General features: G+C 70.6%; 20 protein-coding genes. 12 read left to right on the plus strand and 8 right to left on the minus strand.

Annotation, left to right across the window (positions count from 1 at the left end):
• On the plus strand, positions 1–679 hold a 679-nt coding region (locus tag D7X96_RS02250), incomplete at its 5' end, for a SagB family peptide dehydrogenase (RefSeq protein WP_121768854.1).
• Positions 680–708: 29 nt separating this feature from the next.
• Here D7X96_RS02250 and D7X96_RS02255 read toward each other — a convergent pair.
• Genes D7X96_RS02255 through cysD form a run of 6 tightly spaced genes read right to left on the minus strand, consistent with a single transcriptional unit; the run spans position 709 to position 9,786 of the window.
• The gene (locus D7X96_RS02255; RefSeq protein WP_158626473.1) at positions 709–1,122 is read right to left on the minus strand and encodes a BMA_0021/BMA_0022 family TOMM bacteriocin; all 414 of its coding nucleotides are present in this window, start codon (positions 1,120–1,122) and stop codon (positions 709–711) included.
• Between the two features lies 1 nt (position 1,123).
• The gene (locus D7X96_RS02260; RefSeq protein ID WP_244219420.1) at positions 1,124–5,215 is read right to left on the minus strand and encodes a TOMM system kinase/cyclase fusion protein; all 4,092 of its coding nucleotides are present in this window, start codon (positions 5,213–5,215) and stop codon (positions 1,124–1,126) included.
• Between the two features lie 8 nt (positions 5,216–5,223).
• Complete coding sequence (locus D7X96_RS02265; RefSeq protein WP_121768856.1) at positions 5,224–6,990, minus strand: ATP-binding protein; 1,767 nt, start codon at positions 6,988–6,990, stop codon at positions 5,224–5,226.
• A gap of 52 nt (positions 6,991–7,042) precedes the next feature.
• Positions 7,043–7,603 (minus strand): adenylyl-sulfate kinase, encoded by a 561-nt coding sequence (gene cysC / locus D7X96_RS02270; RefSeq protein WP_120551431.1) that lies wholly within the window; start codon positions 7,601–7,603, stop codon positions 7,043–7,045.
• Positions 7,604–7,615: 12 nt separating this feature from the next.
• Positions 7,616–8,881 carry a sulfate adenylyltransferase subunit 1 gene (locus D7X96_RS02275; protein ID WP_120551432.1) on the minus strand — a complete coding sequence of 422 codons (1,266 nt, stop codon included), beginning with the start codon at positions 8,879–8,881 and terminating at the stop codon, positions 7,616–7,618.
• Complete coding sequence (gene cysD, locus D7X96_RS02280) at positions 8,881–9,786, minus strand: sulfate adenylyltransferase subunit CysD (protein ID WP_120551446.1); 906 nt, start codon at positions 9,784–9,786, stop codon at positions 8,881–8,883. The genes D7X96_RS02275 and cysD overlap by 1 nt, the downstream gene beginning before the upstream one ends.
• Positions 9,787–10,023: 237 nt before the next feature.
• On the opposite strand from cysD, the gene D7X96_RS02285 reads away from it, so the two are divergent.
• Positions 10,024–10,797 (plus strand): thioesterase II family protein, encoded by a 774-nt coding sequence (locus D7X96_RS02285; RefSeq protein ID WP_120551433.1) that lies wholly within the window; start codon positions 10,024–10,026, stop codon positions 10,795–10,797.
• Here the strand turns inward: D7X96_RS02285 and D7X96_RS02290 are convergent.
• Positions 10,794–11,576: a 4'-phosphopantetheinyl transferase family protein gene (locus D7X96_RS02290; protein ID WP_121768857.1), complete on the minus strand. Its 783-nt coding sequence runs from the start codon at positions 11,574–11,576 to the stop codon at positions 10,794–10,796. The two genes, D7X96_RS02285 and D7X96_RS02290, sit on opposite strands and share 4 nt — an antisense overlap.
• A gap of 91 nt (positions 11,577–11,667) precedes the next feature.
• Here D7X96_RS02290 and D7X96_RS02295 point away from each other — a divergent pair, with 91 nt between their 5' ends.
• From D7X96_RS02295 to uraH, 10 genes are all read left to right on the plus strand, one after another.
• Positions 11,668–12,873 carry a phosphatase domain-containing protein gene (locus tag D7X96_RS02295; RefSeq protein ID WP_121768858.1) on the plus strand — a complete coding sequence of 402 codons (1,206 nt, stop codon included), beginning with the start codon at positions 11,668–11,670 and terminating at the stop codon, positions 12,871–12,873.
• A gap of 170 nt (positions 12,874–13,043) precedes the next feature.
• Complete coding sequence (locus D7X96_RS02300) at positions 13,044–14,297, plus strand: glycosyltransferase family 2 protein (RefSeq protein WP_120551436.1); 1,254 nt, start codon at positions 13,044–13,046, stop codon at positions 14,295–14,297.
• Complete coding sequence (locus D7X96_RS02305; RefSeq protein ID WP_121724471.1) at positions 14,294–15,394, plus strand: coiled-coil domain-containing protein; 1,101 nt, start codon at positions 14,294–14,296, stop codon at positions 15,392–15,394. The genes D7X96_RS02300 and D7X96_RS02305 overlap by 4 nt, the downstream gene beginning before the upstream one ends.
• 32 nt (positions 15,395–15,426) lie before the next feature.
• The gene (locus tag D7X96_RS02310) at positions 15,427–16,554 is read left to right on the plus strand and encodes a hypothetical protein (protein ID WP_120551438.1); all 1,128 of its coding nucleotides are present in this window, start codon (positions 15,427–15,429) and stop codon (positions 16,552–16,554) included.
• Positions 16,551–17,312 (plus strand): hypothetical protein, encoded by a 762-nt coding sequence (locus D7X96_RS02315; protein WP_147468204.1) that lies wholly within the window; start codon positions 16,551–16,553, stop codon positions 17,310–17,312. Before D7X96_RS02310 ends, D7X96_RS02315 begins: the two co-directional genes overlap by 4 nt.
• Positions 17,313–17,389: 77 nt before the next feature.
• Complete coding sequence (locus D7X96_RS02320; protein WP_120551440.1) at positions 17,390–18,832, plus strand: NAD(P)-binding domain-containing protein; 1,443 nt, start codon at positions 17,390–17,392, stop codon at positions 18,830–18,832.
• Entirely contained in the window at positions 18,829–20,175 is a 1,347-nt protein-coding gene (gene allB, locus D7X96_RS02325) for an allantoinase AllB (RefSeq protein ID WP_121768860.1), read from the plus strand. Before D7X96_RS02320 ends, allB begins: the two co-directional genes overlap by 4 nt.
• Before the next feature lie 28 nt (positions 20,176–20,203).
• Positions 20,204–21,226, plus strand: coding sequence for an allantoicase (gene alc, locus D7X96_RS02330; protein ID WP_120551442.1), 1,023 nt, complete (start codon positions 20,204–20,206; stop codon positions 21,224–21,226).
• A complete protein-coding gene (gene uraD / locus D7X96_RS02335; RefSeq protein WP_121768861.1) occupies positions 21,223–21,735 on the plus strand; it encodes a 2-oxo-4-hydroxy-4-carboxy-5-ureidoimidazoline decarboxylase in 513 nt (170 codons plus the stop codon). Before alc ends, uraD begins: the two co-directional genes overlap by 4 nt.
• Positions 21,732–22,073: a hydroxyisourate hydrolase gene (gene uraH / locus D7X96_RS02340; protein WP_120551444.1), complete on the plus strand. Its 342-nt coding sequence runs from the start codon at positions 21,732–21,734 to the stop codon at positions 22,071–22,073. The genes uraD and uraH overlap by 4 nt, the downstream gene beginning before the upstream one ends.
• A 6-nt stretch (positions 22,074–22,079) precedes the next feature.
• Here uraH and D7X96_RS02345 read toward each other — a convergent pair whose 3' ends face one another.
• Entirely contained in the window at positions 22,080–23,729 is a 1,650-nt protein-coding gene (locus D7X96_RS02345) for a Rieske 2Fe-2S domain-containing protein (protein ID WP_120551445.1), read from the minus strand.
• Positions 23,730–23,972: the final 243 nt, after the last annotated feature.

Raw genomic sequence — 23,972 nt, forward strand, 5'->3', positions numbered from 1 at the left:
CAAGCCCACGGTGACGGAAGAGGTTGTAGAGCTGCACCGGCCGGACCTGGAGGCGCTGCGCGCGGGAGGCGACCGCTCCTTCACGGAGGTGCTGGAGGCCCGCCGGAGCCTGCGCGGCCGGGGCGCCTCACCGCTCACCGTGCAGCAGCTGGGCGAACTGCTCTACCGCTCCGCGCGCGTGCGCGACGTGCGCACCACGCAGGACGGCGAAATCACCGACCGGCCCTACCCCGGCGCGGGCGCGGTGTACGCGCTGGAGCTCTACCCCATGGTGGGCGAGTGCCAGGGCCTGGCCCCGGGCGCCTACCACTACGACCCGCTGGGCCACCGGCTGGAGAAGCTGAGCGGCCCGACGCCGGAGTTCCACGCGCTGCTGGACGAAGCGCGCGCGCCGGTGGAGCCTTTCGAGCGGCCGGAGGTGCTGATGGTGGTGGCCGCGCGCGTGCCCCGGCTCGCGTGGAAGTACGAGACGCTGGCGTACTCGCTGGTGCTGCAGGACACGGGAGCGCTGGTGCAGACGCTCTACCTGGTGTCCACCGCGATGGGCCTGAGGCCCTACGCGCTGGGCCGGAGCGACCCGGACTTCTTCCAGCGCGTGGCGGGCGTGGACGGCTTCGGCGAGGCCAGCGTGGGCGCCTTCGCGGTGTCCGGGGGAGACGCGCCCCTCGCGTCTCCCTGATTACTCCGGCGGACTGCTCCGGAGCCCCGTCAGCAGCAGGGGCTGCCGCAGCAGTGCGAACGGCCGTGCGTGTCGGTGAGGCTGGAGAGCGCCACGGCGTGATCCGCCACGTCGGCCGGCTTCTTCGGCAGGTGCAGCTCCACCTCCGCGCTGTTCACCTTCCACGTCCCGTCCGACGCCGCGTTCGCCACGGTGGAGGGGACGACCTTCAGGTGGATGCTGGCGGGCAGGTCGAAGTCGAAGCGCTTCTTGAGGGCCTCGCGCGGGTTCTTCTGCAGGGCCGCCTCGAACTCCGGCTCCTTCCACGCGAGCGCGACGGCGCGCATCCACACGGCCTGCCAGTCATTCACCGAGGCCTGGCCCCCCGGGCTCCGCGTGGGCTTGCGCGCCACCGGGCGGGCCCGGGCGGGCGCGGCCTTCGACTCCGGCTTCTTCTTGCTCATGTCAGCCTTCTCCTCCCAGCGCATCCAACAGGGCGCGGGCCTCCGAGACGGGCGGGGTTCCCCAGCCTTCGGAGAAGGTACTGTAGACCGATTGCAGCCGTTGCCGGGCTTCTTCCTGTCGTCCCGATGCCTGGAGCACCCGCGCCAGCCACGTGACGGCCTGCAGCTCCCGCATCCGGGCCCCCTGCGCGTGCGCCACCTCCGCCGCCTGACGGAAGCACGACTCCGCGGAGGGTGCAGTGTTCCCGTCCCGCTGCAGCAGCACCTGCCCCTTGACGCGAAGCAGCTTGGACTCGTGGTACGCCTCGCCCAGGACCTGGGCGCGCTGCCGTCCGTGCTCCACGGTGGCGAGCGCCGCCTCCAGGTGGCCCAGCTCCAGCTCCAGCTCCGCGAGCATGGCGTAGTACGCGGGCTGGTCCATCTCCGTGCCGAACGCCTCGCGCATCACCACGCCGCGCCGCACGGCCTCCACGTCCTTCATCGCCCACCCGCGCAGGATGCCCACGTAGGCGGACTGCTCCAGCAGGCCGTAGCGGTGGGACAGCTCCGCGTGCTGGGAGATGAGCTGGAGCGCCTCCGTCCGGTCGCCGTGCTCCTGCGCCAGCAGCAGCAGGTAGATGAAGGACAGGCCAATGCTGGTGCCATGGTTCAGCTCGCGGCCCCACGCCACCGCGGCCTCGCCGTGCGCCTTCGCCTGGTCCGGGAAGCCCAGCAGCCACATCCCCCGGCACAGCACGGACTCGCCGCCCACGCGCGTGTCCTGTCCGTAGAGGATGCGGTGCATCCGGTGATCGACGGGGTCGAAGAGGGACAGGCACCGGTCCGCCTTCGCCTTCGCCTCGCCCAGGCGGCCTTCCAGCAGCTCGATGTTGGAGAGGATGGTGAGCGCCACCGCCTCCTGGCCCGCGTCCCCGTTTCGCTGCGCCAGCGCCACCAGCCGATCCATCAGCCCGCGCACCCGGCGCTGGTCTCCTCCCAGGTGGTAGAAGATGGAGAGGACCCACAGGGTCGGGGCCGCGTAGGGGCTCTCCCCCACGGTGAAGAGCAGCTCCAGTGAGCGCTCGGCCACGGTGCGCAGGTCCTGCGAGCGCCAGCCCTGCGTGGACATCAGCGCCGGGGCGAGCACGCCGTTGAGGCTCAGCTCCAGCTGCGCGCGCTCCACCGGGTCATCGATGGCGTCCAGCCATGACAGGCCCAGCCGGGCGAAGAGGATGGCCTCCAGGTACGCGGAGCGCACCAGCGCGGCGAACGCGGCCTTCTGCGCGTAGAGGATGGCCTTGCGCTTCAGGTTCGCGGCGGCCCAGTGGTGCGCGAGGAGGTCCGGCCGCGACTCCACCTGCTCCGGGAAGTGCGCCTCCAGCGCCTCCGCCGCCTTCGCGTGCATCTGCTGGCGGTAGCGCTTGAGCATGGAGTCGTAGGCCGCGTCCCGCACCAGCGCGTGCTTGAAGAGGTACACGGGCCCCTTCGGCCGGCGCTTGCGGTGCAGGAGCCCGGAGCCCACCAGCCGCTCCAGGTCCGTCTCCAGCGCCTCCGGCGTCAGGGGGCTCACGTGGCGCAGCAGCTCATGCGTCAGCTCACGGCCCAGCACGGAGGCGATCTGCGCGGTCTCCTTGGCGCGGCCCAGCCGGTCCAATCGCGCGACCAGCAGATCCCTCAGCGTGCCCGGCACCGTGGGGCCCGCGCGGCCCGCCTCCAGCGCGAAGCGGCCCTCGCGCTCCACCAGCGCGCCGGACTCGCGCAGCGTGCGCACCAGCTCCTCCACGAACAGCGGGATGCCGTCCGTGCGCGTGACGATCTCCTCCAGCGCTTCCGGAGACAGCGGCGCTCCCGCGGCGGCGGTGGCCAGCCGCTCCACCTCCGGGCGTCCCAGCGCGCCCAGCTGCACCTGCGTCACCGCCGACGCGGCCCAGGGCGGCTCGAACTCCGGGCGCGCGCTGAACAGCGTGAGCAGGCGCGACGAGGACACCTCCTCCACCAGCGCCTTGAGCAGCTCCAGCGAGGACGGGTCCGCCCAGTGCAGGTCCTCCAGCGCCAGCACCACGGGCTGGCGCTCCGCCATCGCCGCGAGCAGGGCCAGCAGCGCGTTGCGGGTGAGCTCCCGGTGCTTCATCGGCGACACGTCCAGCGGCGCCCAGCGCTCCGGCGGCAGCGGCAGGGACAACAGCGACGCGAACAGCGGCAGCGTCTCCGGCAGGTCGAAGCTGTAGCCGGACAGCAGCGCCTCCAGGCCCGTCAGCCGGCCTTCCGGAGGCAGGTCGCGGTTCGGATCCAGCATCCGCGTGAGCAGGTCCACCACGGGGGCATACGCCTGGCCGGAGCTGTCCTGCGTGCAGCGGGCCTCCAGCCACGTGTGCGGCTCCGCGCCCAGCCGGTCTCCCAGCTCGCGCATGAGGCGCGACTTGCCGATGCCCGGCTCACCGGAAATCAGCACCGCCTGTCCCTGCCCGGAGCGCACCTGCTCCCAGCGCGACAGCACCAGGTCCAGCTCGCGCGAGCGGCCCACCAGCGTGAGCGCGTCCTCGGCGCCGCTCCACGTCGCGTCCGCGCCCTGGAGCACGAACGTCTCCAGGCCCGGAGGCAACAGCTCGTTGGGGGACGCGGGCACGGCATCCAGCGGGAAGTGCTTGCGCACCAGCTGCTGCGTGTCGCCCGTGACGAGGATGGCGCCTGGAGGCGCGGAGGTGGACAGCCGGAAGGCGATCTTCGGCGTGGTGCCCACCACGAAGCCCAGGCCGGAGAGCGTCGGGTCCCGCTGCTCGCGAGACACCACCAGGCCCGTGTGCAGGCCCACGCGGATCTCCACCCGCGTGCCGCGCTCGGCCTCGATGGCCCGCCCGCGCCGCTTCACCTCCGCCACCATGTCCAGCGCCGCCTGCGCCGCGCGCCGGGCGTCGTCCTCCCGCGCCGCCGGATAGCCGAAGTAGAAGAGGACGATGTCGCCCAGCGCGCTGGCGATGTGGCCGTTGTAGCGCCGGGCGATCTCGATGCAGACCTCCTGCTGGGCGCCCAGCACGTGATCCAACTCCTCGATGTCCACCGGTCCCGGCGCCGTCTGCGTGGCGGACAGCGTGCAGCACACCACCGTGAGCTGGCGGCGCTCACCCTCCGCCCACCGGCGCGAGCGCGTGGACACGGCATTGGGCGTGCGGCTGGACAGCTCCACCGTCGCCGTCTCCGCGTTGGGGGCGGCGGGCTGGATGCGCACGGGCGAGGGCCGGCGCGGCAGGTTGGAGACGTCCACCGCCTCCAGCTGGCGCAGCAGCACCTCCGCGGACACGGTGCGCTGGGACGCGTCCTTCGCCGTCGCGCGCTGGAGCAGCTTGCCCAGCGGGTGCGCGGCGATGGCCGGGGGAATGGGCACCGGCTCCGTGGACAGCTGCTGGAAGATGACCTCCGCGACGGTGGCGCCCTCGAAGACGCGCCGGCCGGTGAGGCACTCCAGGAACACGAGCCCCCACGCGTACAAATCCGAGCGCGGCGTGGGCGCCTGCCCGCGCAGCTGCTCCGGCGCCGCGTACGACGGCGTGCCCAGCGATTCGTTGGTGGACGTGATGCGCGGCTGCGGCTCCGCGCGCGTCAGCTCATCCGTGACGGACCCGATGCCGAAGTCCAGCACCAGCGCGTTGCGCCGGGCGCCGGTGGGCACGACCATGATGTTCGCGGGCTTCAGGTCGCGGTGCACCACGTTCTGCGCGTGCGCGCACGCCAGCGCGTCCAGGAGCTGGAGCATCAGGTGGCGCGCCTCCACCGGATCCAGCACGCCCTCCTCCGCGAGCACCTGCGCCAGGTTCTTGCCCGGCACGAACTCGAAGATGGAGTAGACGGCGCCGCCCTGCGCGCGGCCTGAATCGATGAGCCGCACGATGTTCGGGTGGTGCATCTGCGCGCACAGCTTCATCTCGCGCTCGAAGCGCGCGCTGCGGCGCTCCACCGACTCCGGCGTCGCGCCCTCCGTCAGGCGCAGGAGCTTCACCGCCACGTTCTGGCCGGTGGTCACCTGGCGGGCCTTGTAGACGCGGCCGAAGCCGCCCTCGCCCAGCTCGGACAGGAGCTCGTACCGGCCCTGGAAGGCCTCCAGCAACGCAGGATCCATTGGGTTCTTCATCGCGTTCCCGAGCCTCGATCCATTGATGACCGTTCCCCCCGCCTGGGCAGGGTGATGACGAACTCCGTGAACTCACCCGGCGCCGTCTCCATGCGGAACGTGCCCTGGTGGCCCTGCACGATGATGTCATGGCTGAGCGACAGCCCCAGCCCCGTCCCCTGCCCCGGCGGCTTCGTCGTGAAGAACGGGTCGAAGATTCTGCCCGCGCTCTCCGCGGGGATGCCCGGCCCGTTGTCGCGCAGGCGTATCTCCACCTGCTCCTGACGCGCGAGGGTGCGAACCTTGAGCACCGGCACGTACGTGGCGCCCTGCGCCTGGCGCTTCTGACGCATGGCGTAGAGCGCGTTGTCCACGACGTTGATGATGACGCGGCCCACGTCCGCGCGGCTGAGCTCCAGCGGGCCCACGGCCGGGTCGTACTCGGCCTCCAGGCGGACGGACAGGGGCTCGCCCCGCATGCCGCCCTGCCCCAGCGCGACGCTCTCCGCGACCAGCGCGTTCAGGTCCACCGGCTCGCGAGGCCCGGCGGAGCGGCGCGCGTGCAGGAGCATGCCCTGGATGACCGAGTCCGCGCGGCGGCCGTGCTCGTTGATCTTCTGGACGTTGGTGCGCAGGCACGCGAGCGCTTCGTCCACGTCGCGCACGGATCCGGCCGTCAGCCGTTCGCGCTGCGGCGCCAGCACGTCCGCCAGGTCCTCGGTGAGGCCCACGGAGAGGCCCGCGAAGTTGCTGATGAAGTTGAGCGGGTTGCGCAGCTCGTGCGCCATGCCGCCCACCAGCGCCGCGAGCGAGGCCAGCTTCGCGTCCATGATGAGCTGCATGCGCTGCACCGTCTCCTGCTCGATGCGGCGGTAGAGCCGGGCGTTCTCCAGCGCGAGCGCCGCCTGCCCCGCGAACGCGACGAGGAAGTCCAGGTCGTCCTCGGAGAAGGACTTGGGCGTGGAGACGTTGTCCACGTACAGCACGCCCAGCACCTCATCACGGGGCTTGAGCGGCACGCACATGGAGGCGCGGATGGAGCTGAAGATGACGGACTCCGCGGCGCCCAGGCGCGGGTCGTTCACCGCGTCGGAGAAGAGCGCCGCCACGCTCCGGCGCAGCACGTAGTCCACGATGTTCTGGCTGTAGATGGGCCCGCGCATGGCGGTGCCCTCCGCCGTCTTCGTCACCCGGGGCTCCAGCTTCCCGGTGGCCTCGTCCACCAGCAGGATGACGCCCCGGTCCACGTGGAGGATCTGGAAGGCCAGGTCCAGCACCTTGCCGGGCAGCGCCTCCAGGTCGTCCGTGACGGAGAGCAGCTTCGCCACCTCCTGGAGGATGCGCATCCGCTCGCGGGAGCGCGTGGCCGTGCCGGCGGCCTCCACCGCGGACTTCTCCGGGCCGGACACCGCCTGCACCAGCGTCTTCAGCGGCACGCGGGTGAGCGCGCGCGTGAGCTGGGGGCGGGGTTCTCCGGACGGGCCCGAGGGCACGGCCGGTGGCGCTTCATGGGTGAGCAGGAAGACGAGCTCCCCCAGCGTCAGCGTGTCGCCGGGGCGCAGCTCCTTGCGGCGGATCTGCACGCCGTTGACGAAGGTGCCGTTCTTGCTCTGGAGGTCGGTGACGAAGAAGCGCCCGTCGGCGGATTCAATCCGGGCGTGCTGGCGCGACAGGCTGCGGTGGGGAATGCAGATGCCCTGGTCGTCCGCGCGCCCGATGGTGATGGGCGCGTCCCCCAGCGGGTAGGACAGCTCATCCGGCTGCCCTGGGTTGTAGACGAGCATCGGCACGGCTTGGAGACCCCCTCCCGGGTCCCAAGCCTAGCCGAAAAGCCTCTCAGGCGGCGCTGGCGGCGGGGGCCAGCAGCCCCCGGTCCCTCAGCGTGTCGAGGATGCGCTCCAACCCCGCCTCCACCGTCTCCGCGTCGGAGCGGACGGTGATTTCGGGGGACTCGGGCGGCTCGTACGGGTCCGACACGCCGGTGAAGTGCGGGATCTCCCCGGCCAGGGCCTTCTTGTAGAGCCCCTTCACGTCCCGGGCGATGAGCGCGTCCAGGCTGGCCTGGACGTAGCACTCCAGGAACGGGATGCCGGCCTGGGTGGCCAGGGCGCGCACCTCGTCCCGGGAGCTCTTGTACGGAGAGATGGCCGCGGTGATGACGCCCACCTCGTGCCTGGCCAGCACCCGCGCCACGTAGCCGATGCGCCGGACGTTCTCCTCGCGGTCCGCGCGGCTGAAGCCCAGGCCTCGGGAGAGGTACGTGCGCACCTCGTCCCCGTCGAGCAGCTCCACGCGCTGCACGGGCGCGAGCTGCCGCGCCACCGCGGTGGACAGCGTGCTCTTGCCCGCGCCGGACATGCCGGTGAACCAGAGGATGAAGCCCGGACGCTGTTGCATCGCCATTTACCTCTACCTGTCCACGGCGGGGCCGTTGATCATCCCCGCGCCCACGGTGGCGTTGGTGCCTTCGTCGATGAGGATGAAGCTGCCGGTGCTGCGGTTGCGCCGGTACTCGTCGAAGAACAGCGGCACCGTCGTGCGCAGCGTCACCCGGCCCACCTCGTTGAGCTTCAAGCCGGAGCTCTGCTCGTCGCGGTGCAGCGTGTTGACGTCCAGCCGGTAGTGCAGGTTCTTCACCATCGCGCGCGCCATGCGGGTGGTGTGCTTGATGGCCAGGCGCGAGCCGCTGTTGAGCTGCGTGGAGTCCGACAGCCAGCACACCATCGCGTCGATGTCCTGGCTCGCGGTGGGCGGGTTGCCCGGGCGGCACAGCATGTCGCCTCGGCTGATGTCCAGCTCCTCCTCCAGCGACACGTTCACCGACATGGGCGGGAACGCTTCCTTCAGCGGCTTGCCGGCCAGCTCCAGCGCCTTGATGCGCGTGGTGAAGCCGGACGGCATCACCATCACCTCGTCGCCCGGACGCATCACGCCGCCCAGGAGCTGCCCGGAGTACGCGCGGTAGTCGTGGAACTTCTTCGCGGAGGCGGGACGGATGACACCCTGCACGGGGAAGCGCAGGTGGATGAGGTCCCGGTCGGACGCGATGTGCACGTTCTCCAGGTGGTGCAGGAGCGTGGGGCCCTGGTACCAGGCCATCTTCTCCGAGCGCGTCACCACGTTGTCCCCGCCCAGCGCGGAGATGGGGATGAACGACAGGTCGGACACGTCCAGCTTCATGGAGAACTGGCGGAACTCCTCCCGGATGCGGTCGAAGACGCCCTGGTCGTAGTCCACCAGGTCCATCTTGTTCACGCACAGCACCAGGTGCGGCACGCGCAAGAGCGACGCGATGAACGCGTGGCGCCGCGTCTGCTCCAGCACGCCCTTGCGCGCGTCCACCAGGATGAGCGCCAGGTCCGCCGTGGACGCGCCCGTCACCATGTTGCGCGTGTACTGAAGGTGTCCGGGCGTGTCCGCGATGATGAACTTGCGCTTCGCCGTGGAGAAGTAGCGGTACGCCACGTCGATGGTGATGCCCTGCTCGCGCTCGGCCTTCAGGCCGTCCAGCAGCAGCGCCAGGTTGACGTACTCGTCACCCCGGGCCTGGCTCGTGCGCTCCACCGCGGCGAGCTGGTCCTCGAGGATGGACTTCGTGTCGTACAGCAGCCGCCCGATGAGGGTGCTCTTGCCGTCATCCACGGAGCCCGCGGTCGCGAATCTCAGCAGTTCCACTAGAAGTATCCCTCGCGCTTGCGGTCTTCCATCGCCGTCTCAGAGAACTTGTCGTCCGCGCGGCTGGCGCCACGCTCCGTCACGCGGGAGGCCGTCACCTCCGCGATGACCTGCTCCACCGTGGACGCGGTGGACGGCACGCACGCGGTGCACGTCATGTCGCCCACGGTGCGGAAGCGCACCGTCTCCGTCGTCACCGTCTCGCCGGGCATCATGGACATGAAGGGCGACCAGGCCATCAGCATGCCGTCCCGGCGGAACACCTCGCGCCGGTGCGTGTAGTAGATGGACGGCAGCGCCACGTTCTCCCGGCTGATGTACTGCCAGATGTCCAGCTCGGTCCAGTTGGACAGGGGGAACACGCGCAGGTGCTCACCCCGGCGGTGACGGCCGTTGTAGAGCGCCCACAACTCCGGCCGCTGGTTCTTCGGATCCCACTGGCCGAACTCGTCGCGGAAGGAATACACGCGCTCCTTCGCGCGGGCCTTCTCCTCGTCGCGCCGGGCGCCGCCGAAGACGGCGTTGAAGCCGTTCTTCTCGATGGCTTCCAAGAGCGGCTGCGTCTGCAGGCGGTTGCGGGACGCGCGAGGACCCTTCTCCTCCGTCACCTTGCCCGCGTCGATGGCCTCCTGCACGGACGCGACGATGAGCCGCGCGCCCAACTCCGCCACCCGTTCGTCGCGATACTGGATGACCTCCGGGAAGTTGTGCCCCGTGTCCACGTGCATCAGCGGAAACGGCAGCGGCGCGGGCCAGAAGGCCTTCACCGCCAGGTGCAACATCACCGCGGAGTCCTTGCCACCGGAGAAGAGCAGCACCGGCCGGTCCAGCTCCGCCGCCACTTCCCGGATGATGAAGATGGACTCGGCTTCCAGCGCCTCAAGATGTGAAAGCTCGTAGCTCACGGTCAAGCAAGCTACCACAACCCTCCCCGGCCCCAACCGTGCGCGTGGAAGTTTCCGCGTCTTCCGGGTGTGAGACACGGCGGATGTGACATGCCGGAGGGGACGCGTGAAACATGGCCGGACGACCTGCTGGGATGGATGTTTCACGCATCCACTCCCGGTGCGGATCCGCGGCTCTCACCCCGGGTGCGGGAGGGCGCTTTCGCGCGGGGGGGCCATGGTATAGACGGCCGCGCCATGGCAAGCGCCTCTCCTCCCGTCCTCGATCGCTGGTTCCCGTCCCGCAAGCCGCTTCCGGAGCCCCGGCTGCGCCTGTTCTGCCTGCCCTTCGCCGGCGGCAGCGCGGCCATCTACCAGTCCTGGAACCTGGCGCTGCCCACGGGCGTGGAGCTGTGCGCGGTGCAGCTGCCCGGGCGCGAGCGGCGCCTGATGGAGCCCGCGCTCAAGTCCATGCCGGAGCTGATGGACGTGCTGATGCCGGCGCTGACGCCGCTGATGGACCGGCCCTTCGCGCTGTTCGGCTACAGCATGGGGGCGCGCATCGGCCTGGAGGTGGCCCGGACGCTGAAGCGCCAGGGCGGCCCCAGGCCGGTGGGCTTCATCGCGGCGGCGGCGCCTCCGCCGTCGCACAACGACCGGGAGCCCATCCACACGCTGGATGACGCGGGCTTCATCGCGAAGCTGCGCGAGTACGACGGCACGCCGGAGGAGGTCCTCCAGCACAAGGAGCTGCTGGAGCTCATCCTCCCCACGCTGCGCGCGGACTTCGCGCTGGCCTGGTCGGAGAACGGCAAGGACGCGGGCCCGCTGGACATCCCGCTGTCCGTGTACGCGGGCAAGGGCGACAAGCACGTGGGCCTGGACGTGATGGAGCACTGGCGCGAGGAGTCCACCGCCGACGTGCGCCTGCGCCACTTCGAGGGAGGCCACTTCTTCATCCGCACGCACGGCCCGCCGGTGCTGGCCGCCGTGCGCGAGGACCTGACGCGCTGGATGACGGCGCAGCCTTAAGCCGTCTTGATGACCGGGGCCATGTCCCCGGCGAGCGGCACGGTGTGCTGCCAGCGCACCGTGAGCGCCCCACCCCGGGGCCTGCGGAAGGCCAGCGCCGCCTGGTGCCGGGTGGACGGCTTGTGCTGCATGAACTGCCACACGTCCGGCAGGTCGTTCATGCGCGGGTCGAAGGTGATGCCCGGCATCTGCCCGGGCACCAGGTCGAAGGCGAACTGATCCAACGGCAGGGACAGGCCCGCGCCGCGCGCCTTGATGTAGGCCTCCTTCAGGGTCCAGTACTCGAAGAACCGCTCGCGCTGGCGCTCCTTGGGCAGCGCGCGCAGGGCCTGCACCTCCGTCTTCGCGAAGTAGTGGTCGGCGATCTCCACCGTCTCACCCGGCCGCTCCGCGTCCTCGATGTCCGCGCCCAGGTCCACGTCCCGGCCCACCGCGACCAGGGCCATGCCGTCCGTGTGGCTCAGGTTGAAGCGCAGCCACTGCCCCACCGGACCCACGATGGCGGGCCGGCCGTACTCGTTGGGGACGAAGCGCCAGGCCTCCGGCGCGACGGGCGCGTAGCGCGACAGGGTCAGCCGCACCAGCGCGTGGGACACCAGGTACTGCCGCTGATGCCGCTCGAAGTGGAAGCGCCGCTGCCGCTCGCGCTCGCCGGTATCCAGGAGGGCCTTGTAGGCCTCCAGCAGGCGTGGGTCTTCGATGCGCTCGGGTTCGACGATCCACACGTGGACCTCGTCGGGGCGCAGGTCGAGGGGCGTGGAGGTGGGGGACGCCGTCATGTCGCGCAGGCAATCAGGAACCGCCGCGCCTGTCACGGGGGCTGGCCCGTCCTCCTGGCGGACGCATAGGCTGCCAGGAGGGAGACCACCCATGGACCTGTCCATTGCGACGACGAAGCTCCAGGCGCTCCGCCGGGACATGACGGGCCACACGGACCGGGAGGACGAGCGCCGCATCCTGGACCTGCTGGAGGGCGCCACCAGCGAGGAGCTGAACTTCCTCCTGTCCAACGTGGACCTGGTACGCCTCCTGTCGGACCTGGACGACCGGCTGGTGGGCCCGGCCCACCACACGGCGCTGCTGGACCTGTTGTGCACGCGCCGCGCGGCGGAGCTGTCCCTGCCGGTGCGCGCGTCGCTGGCCACCGCGCTCCAGAAGGGCGCCACGCGCTCGCAGGCGGAGCGACGGTTGCGCGACCTGTTCCTGGCATTGAAGGGCCGCGAGCTGACCGGCTTCAAGAACCTGCTGGAGGCGGGCGGCGAGTACCACGACCTGCACAAGCTGGTGTTCGACGACGTGGACGACGTGGCGCTGCGCGCGGAGCTGCTCGCCCACTTCCAGCGCGAGGCCCAGGCCTTCCCCAGCGGGGAGAACAAGGTCCTGAGCGACATCGACGACACGTTCTTCGTCAACTGGGTGGACAAGCGCTACCCGTCGAAGACGGTGTACCCGGGCGTGCTCGCGTTCTACCAGGAGCTGGACCGGGGGCCGGGCATCATCCCGGGCCGCGCGGGCGACCTCGTGTTCGTGAGCGCGCGGCCGCAGGATCCGCTGGGCCTCATCGAGAACGCGACGCTGGACTCGCTGAGCAAGCGCGGCGTGCCGCTGGCGGTGATGCTCTCCGGCAGCTTCTTCTACCTGCTGGGCAACACCCGCATCGCGCAGAAGAAGTTCGAGAACTTCGAACAGTACGCGCGCCTCTTCCCCGAGTACGGCTTCGTCTTCGTGGGCGACAGCGGCCAGGGCGACGTGGAGTTCGGCGCGAGGATGCGCGAGGCCCTGCCCCATGCCGTGCGCGCCGTGTTCATCCACGACGTGGTGGCGACGCCGCAGGAGCAGCGCGACGCCTGGCGCGCGAAGCACGTCTTCTTCTTCGACACGTACGTGGGCGCGGCGGTGGACGCGTTCCACGAGGGCGTCATCTCCCGGGACGGCGTGGACCGCATCGCCGCCGCGGCGACGGAGTCCCTGGCGGCCATCGCGTTCCCCTCCCCGGCCCAGCGTCAGACGCGCGAGGCGGAGCTCACGCGGGACCTGGCGCTGGCGTCCGCACTGCCCCGGGTGCCGGTCCGCTGAAGCCTCGCTGACAGCCCGCTGCCCACCGGTCCCGGACAGTTGGCGGGACGTACGAAGCACCCCCACCTTGCGTGCGCTTCACAGGGGTGGAGCGGCCGTCTTGGGGACGGAAGGAAGGGCTCCGGGAGGTTCCGGGGCCCTTCCGGGGCGTGAGGGGGCGTGCGGGGCCGATGGAACTGTTTCCCATCCATTTGCTGTTCATCGTCGTCTTGATGAACCGCTACATCCTCGGCCCCTTCCTGCGGCGGCTGAAGGGGCGGCGGTTCGAACGGGTGGATGACACCTACCGCCCCAGGGTCGCCATCGTCGTTCCGCTGTTCAACGAAGGCCAGGGCATCTACCACACGGTCAAGGCGCTGCTGGATCAGGACTATCCCAGCGAGCTGCTGGAGATCATCGTCGTGGATGACTGCTCGCGCGACGACAGCTTCGCGTGGGCCAGCAAGGCCGCGGAGGGCCACGCCAACGTCCGGGTGATGCGCAACCCGGAGAACATGGGCAAGCGCAAGGGCATCAACCGGGGCGTCCGCGCCGCGGAGGACGCGGAGATCATCGTCTCCGTGGACTCCGACGTGGTGGTGGAGAAGAGCGCCGTGCGCCAGCTCATCCGCCGCTTCGTGCACCCCAACGTCGCCGCGGTGGGCGGACGCACCTTCGTCAGCAACCGTCACCAGAACTGGCTGACGCGGATGATTGAGATCAAGTTCCACTTCGCCCAGAAGTGGCTGAAGGACCTGGAGCGCTCCTTCCGCCAGGTGATGTGCCTGTCCGGCTGTCTGACGGCGTATCGCCGGTCCGTGCTGCTGGAGCTGGAGCCCATCCTGGAGGCGCGCGCCATCGCCGGCATCCCCATCAAGTACGGCGAGGACCGCTTCCTCACGCGGCAGATCGTCAAGCACGACTACGAAACGGTCTACACGCTGGACGCGTACTGCTTCACCGCCGCGCCCTCCACGCTCGCGGGCTACTTCAGCCAGCAGCTGCGCTGGCGGCGCTCCAACCTGGTGGACCTCATCTGCGGCCTGTCGCACGCGTGGCGGCTGCACCCGGTCATCACCGTGCACTACGTGTCCCAGCTGGCGCTCCTGCTGTCGTACCCCGTGGTCATCGTCCACAACCTGCTCAACGGCGAGTTCTGGGACATCCTCGCGTTCCACTTCCTGGTGATTGGCCTGTTGGGCTTCATCTACCGGCTGGAGACGCGCTATCTGCCAGAGGACCGGCGCGTGCACCCGGTGAGCTTCCTGCCCATGGCGCTGCTCATGCCGGTGACGTACGCGCTCTTCACGCCGCTGGCCCTGCTGACGCTCGACTCCGGCAGCTGGGAGACGCGCGGCAGCCCCACGGTGGCCCCCGTCCCGGAGCCGGTCCCCGCCCCCGCGAAGCTCACGTCCAACTCCGCAGGCGAGGGAACCCCGTCATGAATCAACAGGTCGCCAACCGGCTCAACTCCGTCGCGGTGTCCGCGTACAAGTTCATGGGCTCGGTGCTCCTGGCGCTGATCCTCCTGGGGCTGATGTCGTTCCTCGCGGTGCAGGGCTTCTTCCTGTCGAACAGCAGCTGGGCCACGCCCACCATCCTGTCGCCCACCGACCCCAACGTGCTGTCGCTCAACGCGCAGGCGGCGCAGCAGGAATCGGAGCGGGACGGGCTGATGGCCCGGCGGCGCGAGGCGGCGGACAAGCTCCTGGAGGCCGAGCGGACCGTGGCCACGGAGCGCTCCTTCCAGCAGCGCTTCGTCGTGGCGCTCAAGGGGGAGAAGCGCGCGCGGGACAGGCTGGCGAAGCGGCTGTCCGCGCTGCGCCAGGAGTACCTGCGCACGGGCACGGAGATCGCCGAGTCCAACCGCGCGTACAGCGGCCTCGCGCGCACGCGCACGAACGCGCTCTACGGCGCGAAGCTGATGGAGCGCGAGGACGTGCTCACCACCAACCACCACCTGGCGCAGATGGCGCAGAGCAACCTGTCCCTGGCGCAGGAGACGGTGGACCTGGACATGCGCCTGGACACGCTGAGGCGCGAGAGCGAGGGCCTCACCGCCGCGGAGAACGGCCTGGGCCGCGACGACGTCTCCGAGGGCCTGACGACGGACACGCTGCTGCTGGAGCGGGAGTACACGCAGTCCGTGCTGGCGCTGGCCCGCGCGGAGGCGCAGCGCAAGAGCCTGGAGGCGGACGTGCGCGCGTTGGATGAGCGCATCCGCCGCTTCGATCACCTGCTCCAGGTGGTGCACGACTCGCCGTACCTCAAGGCGCTGGAGCAGAACCTCACCGTGGCCTTCGTGCCCTACGAGAACCTGCCCAACGCCCGGGCGGGCACGCCGCTCTACACCTGCGCGCTCAAGATTGTCTGGTGCCGCGAGGTGGGCGTGGTGGGCCCGGTGCTGGAGGGCGAGGTCACCCAGCAGCACCCCATCCGCCAGTACCACTTGCGAGGCGTGATGGTGGAGCTCCAGCTTCGCGACGCGCCGAGCGCGCGCGAGCCGCTGCTTCATCTGGGCCGGCCCCCGTTGATGCTGTGAGCCCCATCTTGGACAACGAAAGGAAGCGGCGGATGCGGACGAGCCTCGCGAGGGGAGCCCTGCTGGGGCTCGGGTTGTGGGCGGGCATGGCCCCGGCGCAGGAAGCGGGGACGGTGCGGGCCCGGGGCGACCTCGCGAAGGGCTACTGCGAGCGCGTGCGCGGCACCGCGAGCGCGCAGGCCGCGCTGGAGTGGGCGCCGGAGGTCTTCGGCAGCGTGGGCGCGGTGAACGCGGGCGACGCGGCGGGAGGCGCGGACGACTCGCCCCTGGGCTCGCCCAAGCTGCGCGTCACCGCGGGGCTGGGCTACGACTTCGTGGGCCTCTACCGGGGCCACACGCTGCGCACGCGCGCGGAGGCCGAGTGCCGGCGCTACCAGGCGCTCGCCGCGCTCCAGAGCGCCGTGGAGCAGGGCCCACGGCTGGGCGAGGCGGCGGCGCTGGAGGCTCGCGCGAAGGCGCTGGCCACGTCCCTGCCCCGCGCGGAACAGCTGGTGGCCCAGGTGCGCGACGACCTGCGCGACGGCGGCGCGACGCTGGAGGAGCTCAACGCCGTACAGGTGCGGTTGGATCACCTGCGCTCGCTGGCGCGCGACACGGCCCGGGCCCGTGAGCAGCTGGCGTTGGAGCCCGCGGTGCCGGAGGGGCAGAACCTGAGCGTGCTGCTCAGCGCCTTCGAGGCCGCGGATGATCAGGTCGAGGTCCTGACCGGCGGCCTGCGCACGGCGGACGCGTGGCGCCTGAGCGTGCGCGGCGGCTACGACGAGGTCTTCGACGTGGACCAGAGCACGCCCCTCTTCGGCCAGCTCACACTGGGCTACAACCTGGGCCAGCTGTGGCAGGGCCGGGCCAACGCCCAGGCCCGCGAGGGCCGCCGCCAGGAGACGCGCGACGCGGTGGACGGCGCGCCCCGGCGGGTGCGTCAGCTGCTGGGCGAGCTGCGCATCACCGAGCAGAGCGAGCGACAGCGACTGGGCGAGCTGTCCGCGCTGGTGTCGGACCTCCAGGGGCAGCTGCGCGAGGTGGAGCAACTGCAGACGCGGCAGGTGCGCCGCTTCCGCGACTACCTGCTGCTGGAGCTGGCGCGGCTCCAGGCCGAACAGGCCTATTTGAGCGCGCACCTGGAGACGCTCCGGTCGCTCCTGGGAGGCACGGGCCCATGAGCGATGCGAGACAGCAGCGGTGGGTGGCGCTCGGAACGTCGGGAGTGCTGATGCTGTGGGCGGGCGCCCTGTTCCTGAGCCACGGCGGCTGCAACAGATCGAGGAAGCCCATGTCCTCCCCCGTGTCCTCCAACACGCGCGCGGATCCAACCGAGCCGAGGGAACTCGCCCCCGTCACACGGCGGCAGCTGCACGTCACGGAAGGCCAGATCGAAGACCTCCAGGAGGACGGGACCCGGTTCGCCATCGAGGGCCCACGTCAGCGCGCGGTCGTCCCGGAGACGACGGGCGACGAGGCGGAGCTGCGCTTCACCTGGCTGGGCACCACCGGGGACGTGGTTCCACTGGCGTCGGGCCAGAAGCGCGAACAGGTGGGGCTCAAGCTGCGCGCCCGGGATGGCTGCAACGTCATCTACGCCATGTGGCGCATCGCCCCGCCCGCGGGCATCGTGGTCAACTTCAAGCGCAACCCGGACGACCACGAGAGCGCCGAGTGCGGCAACGCCGGCTACACCACCGTGAGGCCGCGCTTCATGGAGCCCCTGGAGCGGCTGTCCCCCGGTGAGACGCACGTGCTGCGCGCGCGCATCCACGCGAGCGTGCTGACGGTGTACGCGGACGGCCAGCGCGTCTGGGAGGGACAGCTGCCCGCGGATGCGCTGAGTCTGGAAGGCCCCGCCGGCATGCGCACGGACAACGCCCGCGTGCGCTTCGAGCTGCGCGTGCCCCAGGCGGCCGGCCCCACCTCGCACCGCTGACGCGGCCGTCCGGAACCGGCCCCTGCCGGAGGGGGCCCCCTTGCATGGAAGATCCGGGCGTGGGTTGCTTGAGGCTGATGCCCGACCGCGACCCGCTGGCTTCGACGTTCCGTCCACCGCAGGGACTGGAGGCGTTGGAAGACGCCCTCCGCCGCGACCTGGACATCCTGTCCTACCCCGCGCGCGGCTGGGTGCCGCCCCGCTCGACGCCGGACGGACGTCCCATCCTGGACGTGCTGATCATCGGCGGAGGCCAGAGCGGACTGGGCGCCGCGTTCGGGCTGATGCGCGAGCGGGTGACGAACCTCTTGGTCCTGGATGACGGCAGGGACGGCTTCCACGGGCCCTGGAAGACGTTCGCGCGGATGATCACCCTGCGCACGCCCAAGTACCTCACCGGTCCGGACTACAACATCCCCAACCTCTCCTTCCGCGCCTGGTACGAAGCGCAGCACGGCGTGGAGGGCTTCCAGCAGGTGGCCCTCATCCCGAAGGAGCTGTGGGCGGACTACCTCCTCTGGTACCGCCGCGTGCTGGGCATCCCCGTGAAGTGCGGCACCAAGGCGGGCGCGCTGCACTGGCGCCAGGACCTGGACTGCTTCGAGGTGCCCGCAGCGCACAACGGCGAGACGGAGTTCCTCCTCGCGCGCAAGGTGGTGCTGGCCACCGGCATCGACGGCTCCGGCCGCTGGGACGCGCCTCCGGAGGTGCAGCCGCTGCCGCGCGCGCTGTGGGCGCACACGCATGACCCCATCGACTTCGAAGCGCTGAGGGGCAAGCGCATCGGCGTGCTGGGCGCGGGGGCCTCCGCGTTCGACAACGCCTCCGTGGCGCTGGAGACGGGCGCGGGCCAGGTGGACCTGTTCTACCGCCGCAAGAAGCTGCCCAACGTGAACCCCTACCGCTGGGCCGAGTTCGCGGGCTTCCTGCGCCACCATGGCGACCTGCCGGACGCGCAGCGCTGGCGCTTCATCCGGCAGATCATCGACATGGGCCAGCTGCCGCCGCGCGACACCTTCGAGCGTGCCCGCCGCCACCCGCACTTCCAGCTGCACGCGGAGAGCCCCTGGGTGGAGGTGAAGGCCCAGGACGGCCAGGCCGTGGTGCGCACGCCGCACGCGACGCACACGTTCGACTTCCTCATCATCGCGTCCGGCTTCACCACGGACCTGTCACTGCGGCCGGAGCTGGCGGAGCTGCACCCGCACATCGCGCTGTGGAAGGACCGCTTCACGCCGCCGGAGAACGAACGGCACGCGGACCTCCTGCGCCACCCGTACCTGGGCCCCTCCTTCGAGTTCCAGGAGAAGCAGCCCGGCGGCGCGCCGTGGCTGAGCGGCGTGTTCAACTACACCTTCGGGTGCCTGCTCTCCCTGGGCTTCGGCGGTGCCAGCATCTCCGGCATGAAGTACAGCCTGCCCCGCCTGGTGGGCGGCATCACCAGGCAGCTCTACCTGGATGACAGCGAGCGCCACTTCCGCGCGCTCGCCGATTACGCGACGACGGAGTTCGAGACGTGAGTGCATCTGTAACCGTGTTGCGCAGCGAGCGCGTGGTGACGCCCGAGGGCACGCGCGCCGCGGCGGTGGTGGTGCGCGACGGGCGCATCGAGGGCATCCACGCGACGGTGGACGTGCCCAGGGACGCGCAGGTGGTGGACCTGGGCCGCGACGCGCTGTTGCCCGGCATCGTGGACAGCCACGCGCACATCAACGAGCCCGGCCGCACGGACTGGGAGGGCTTCGCCACGGCGACGGCCGCGGCGGCCGCGGGCGGCATCACCACCGTGGTGGACATGCCGCTCAACTCCATCCCCGCCACCACGTCCCTGGCCGCGCTGCGCACCAAGGCGGAGGCCGCGTCCGGCCAGTGCGCCATCGACTACGGCCTGTGGGGCGGCGTCATCCCCGGCAACGCGAACGAGCTCCAGGCGATGGTCGACGCCGGTGCGCCGGGCTTCAAGTGCTTCCTCGTGCACTCGGGCGTGGACGAGTTCCCCGCCGCCACGCGCGAGGTGCTGGACGCGGCCATGCCCATCCTCGCGAAGGCCGGTGTGCCGCTGCTGGTCCACGCGGAGCTGACGGACCACGAGCCGCCCTTCGCGGGCGACGTGCGCGCGTACGCCAGCTACCTCGCGTCCCGCCCGGCCGCGTGGGAGGTGGCCGCCATCCGGATGATGATCGACCTGTGCCGCAAGCACCGGGGCCCCGTGCACATCGTCCACCTGTCCGCCGCGGACGCGCTGGACGACATCGCGAAGGCCAAGGCGGAAGGGCTGCCCTTCACGGTGGAGACCTGCCCGCACTACCTGACCTTCACCGCGGAGGAGATTGAAGCCGGCGCGACCCACTTCAAGTGCGCCCCGCCCATCCGCGAGGCGGCGAATCGAGAACGGCTGTGGGACGCGGTGAAGAGCGGCCTCATCGACCTGGTGGTGTCGGACCACTCGCCCTGCACGCCCGCGCTCAAGAAGCTGGAGGCCGGGGACTTCTCCGGCGCGTGGGGCGGCATCGCCGGATTGCAGCTCAGCGTGTCCGCGGTGTGGACGGGCATGCGCGCGCACGGCCTGGGCCTGGACGCGCTGGTGGACCGCATGGCGCACCGCACCGCGAAGCTGGCCGGACTGTCGGGGCGCAAAGGCGCCATCCGGCCCGGGCTGGACGCGGACTTCGTCGTCTTCGCCCCGGAGGCGCGCTTCAAGGTGGCGCCGGAGGACATCCGCCACCGGCACCGGCTGACGCCCTACGCCGGCCGCGAACTGGAAGGCCGGGTGATGAGGACATACCTGCGCGGTCAGCGTATCTTCGACGCCACCGAGGGACTGACGGGCCCGCGCATCGGGCAGTGGCTGCCGCGCGGATGAGCCCCGGCGGTCCGGGAGAGGAATACCGATGCAAGCCGAAGCACCCGGAGCGATGCACGTCGCCTTCGCCGACCTGATTGACCTCGCCGCACGCAAGGTGGGAGGCAAGGCCCTGCTGGCCAACGACGAGTTCTTCGCGCCCAAGGAGGCCATGCTGGAGCCCGGGCGCGGTGTCTTCATCGCGGACAAGTACACGGAGCGCGGCAAGTGGATGGACGGCTGGGAGACGCGCCGCAAGCGCGTGCCCGGCCATGACTGGTGCATCGTGAAGCTGGGCCTGCCCGGCGCCATCCACGGCATCGACGTGGACACCAACCACTTCATCGGCAACTTCCCCGAGTACGCCTCCCTGGACGCGTGCGAGGTGGAAGGAGATCCGTCGCCGGAGTCGCTGGCGGCGGACGTGTCGCGCTGGACGGAGCTGGTCCCCAAGCAGCGCCTGCGCGGCGGTTCGCGCAACCTCTTCGCCGTGGCGAACGAGCGGCGCTTCACGCACGTGCGCCTCAACATCTACCCGGACGGCGGCGTCGCGCGCCTGCGCGTGCACGGGCAGGTGCTGCCGGACTGGCACGCCCTGAAGAAGGCCGGCCTGGTGGACCTGGCGGCGGCGGCCAACGGCGGCTCCGTCGTCACCTGCAACGATCAGTTCTTCGGCACGAAGGACAACCTCATCTTCCCGGGCCGCGCGGCGAACATGGGCGAGGGCTGGGAGACGCGCCGCAAGCGCGTGCCGGGCTTCGACTGGATCGTCGTGAAGCTGGCCACCGCGGGCACGCTGCGCCGCGCGGAGGTGGACACCCACTTCTTCAAGGGCAACTTCCCGGACCGCTGCTCGCTGGAGGGCATCCACCTGGAGGAGCCGCTGCTGGACTTCGCCAACGCGACGCACCTCCAGTGGAAGGAGCTCCTGCCCCAGTCGAAGCTCCAGGCGGACCACTGCCACGTCTTCGAGAAGGAGCTGAAGGACGTGGGCCCCATCACCCACGTGCGCCTCAACATCTTCCCGGACGGCGGCGTCAGCCGGCTGCGCCTCTTCGGAGAGCCGGCGTGACCACGCCCCTGGAGCGCCTGAACACCGTGACGACGGAGGAGGCCACCCAGGCCCTCACCCGCTGCTGCGGCAGCACGAAGTGGGTGCAGCGGATGCTGGCCGTCCGCCCGTTCCGCGACGCGGAGCACCTGTACGCGGAGGCCGTGGACGCCTGGGCGCGCACGGGGCCGGAGGACTGGAAGGAGGCCTTCACGCACCACCCGCGCATCGGCGACGTGTCCAAGCTGCGGGAGAAGTTCGCCTCCACCGCGCAGTGGTCGTCGCAGGAGCAGAAGGGCGTGGCCGGCGCGGACGAAGGCGTGTTGCAGGCGCTGGCCCAGGGCAACCGCGACTACGAGTCCCGCTACGGCTTCATCTTCCTCGTCTGCGCCACGGGCAAGAGCGCCCGGGAGATGCTGGAGCTGCTCCAGGACCGCATGCACCACACCCCGGACGAGGAGCTGAAGATCGCGGCCGGGGAGCAGGCGAAGATCACCCGCATCCGACTGGAGAAGCTCCTCGCGTCATGAGCACCCTCAGCACGCATGTCCTGGACACGAGCACGGGCCGCCCCGCGGAAGGGCTCTCCCTCACGCTGGAGGCCCGCGCGGGTGAGGACTTCCGGGAGCTGTCCCGGGGCGTCACCAACGCGGATGGACGGGTGAAGGACCTGTCGGGCGCGAACACGAAGCTTGCGCCCGGCGTGTACCGCCTCACGTTCGACACCGGGGCCTGGTTCCAGGCCCGGGGGCAGCGGGGCTTCTACCCGTACGTTCAGGTCGTGTTCGAGGTCACGGCCACCGACGAGCACTACCACGTCCCGCTGCTCTTGAGCCCCTTCGGCTTCTCCACCTACCGGGGCAGCTGAAGGCCGTCAGACGCGCGGCGGTTCGACGGGCGCCTTGTCCACGGCGGGGAGCTTCTCCGCCGGGGCCTTGTCGCCGCCGCGCTCCACCCGCTCCACCGGCTTGTCCGCGACGGGCTCCGCGCAGAGCGTGGAGTTGTTCGTCTTGCACCCGCCGCCGTTCTGCAGGTCGAACTGCCAGCGGTGGCGCGGGCACACCACGTAGCGGCCCTCCTCCACCCACCCTTCGGCCAGGTCCGCGCCCTGGTGCGGGCAGAAGCGCAGGATGGAGAAGCGCTTGCCGCCAGCCTCCACCACGGTGCGCTCCTTCTGGCTCTCCGTGGCGCGGATGCCGTCGCAGAACTCGCGGATGTCCTCCACCTCCACGCCCAGGAAGCCGTGCAGCACGGGCTCGTAGACGTCCGGGTTGCGGGACAGGCGCAGGCGGAAGGACAAGAGGAAGTCCTCCCAGTTCAGCTTCCGGTCCAGCACGCGCACGATGTCGCTCGCGTTCACCTTCATCGCGTAGCGGCTCTTGTCGCGCATCTCCGTCACTTCATCCACGCGGCGGTTCTTGAAGTCCACGCGCAACAGCCGCGTGGGCGCCTCCGTCAGCTCCACGTAGAGCGGCATGCCCACCCGGTCATGCAGATCCAGCAGGTCCAGCTTGCGCTGCAGCTCCGTGCGCAGGCGGCCGTGGATTTCGTCCACCTCCTCGCGCATCAGGTTGCGGCGGCGCTCGCGGAAGACGTAGGCCATGTCCTTCGCGTACGTGTGCAGGTAGTCCTGGAAGTTCTCCGTCGTCACGCGCTCCGGCACCTGGGACACGAACTCCAGCGAGCCCGCGTCCAGCACGTCCCCGGGCATGGGCTCCAGGTAGCGCGTGGGCAGCGTGGGCATGCGCTTCTCCAGGTAGGAGAAGAGCACCGGCGCGCGCGGGAAGATGTTCACGTCCTGGAAGTTCAGGTCGAAGAGCGCCGGATCCAGGAAGGCCGCCGGGCCCGCCGCCGCGATGTACGCGCGGGGCTGCACGACCTCCAGCGCGCGCGCGACCGCCTCGAACTTGCTGTCGCGCTTCTTCAGGCTGATGGCCGAGTACGTCTCCTTCGGGTACTCGTAGCAGGTGGGGTGCCAGATGGCGCCGGAGAACTGGGCGGAGAAGACGTCGATGGGCCCCTCCTCCGCGATGACGCGCACCAGCCGGTCATGCATCTTGCAGTCGTTGATGTTGAGGAAGCACTGCCCGTCCCCGCGCACCATCACGCTGGAGTCGCGGTTGGTGCCCTGCTCGGACACGAAGAGCTTGATGTAGCCGCCCTTGATGGGAATTTCGCGCGAGTCCTCGCACGCGATGACGCGCTTGCAGCCGTACTTCTCGAAGATGTCGCGCAGCTCAGAGCGGCGGAACTTCGGCACCAGCACCGTGAAGTCCCGCTTCGCGATGGTGGCCAGGAACTCCGGGTCGAAGTGATCCTTGTGCTCGTGGCTGATGTAGAGGAAGCGCTCCTTGCCCGGCGTCTCCAGCAGCTCCTTCACGCGCGGCGCCAGGTGGTGGTTGCGCGGCAGCTGCATCCACGCGGAGTCGAAGGCCCCCTGGGGCGTCAGCCACGGATCCATGACGACGAGCGCTCCGGCGGTCTCCACCGCGAAGCCCGCATGACCCAGGAAGGTGATCCGCATGAACGTCGTCCCTCGTGTGGAGGGGGCGGCCGGGAGGACCGCGCCCTGGCGTGAAAGTGCGCGGGCGGCCCATGGCCCCGGCGTCAGCTAGGCTGCGAAGCTAGGGCGTCTCTTTCCAGCGGCACCCCAGCGTGCCCCTCCTGTCGGAAAAGCCACGCACGTCACGTCGGGCGGCGAACAAAAAAGAGGGAGGCCCCTCTCGAGGCCTCCCTTACGTTTTCCACTTCAAAACACCGAGGCGTG

Source organism: Corallococcus interemptor (assembly GCF_003668875.1).
Taxonomy (GTDB): domain Bacteria; phylum Myxococcota; class Myxococcia; order Myxococcales; family Myxococcaceae; genus Corallococcus; species Corallococcus interemptor.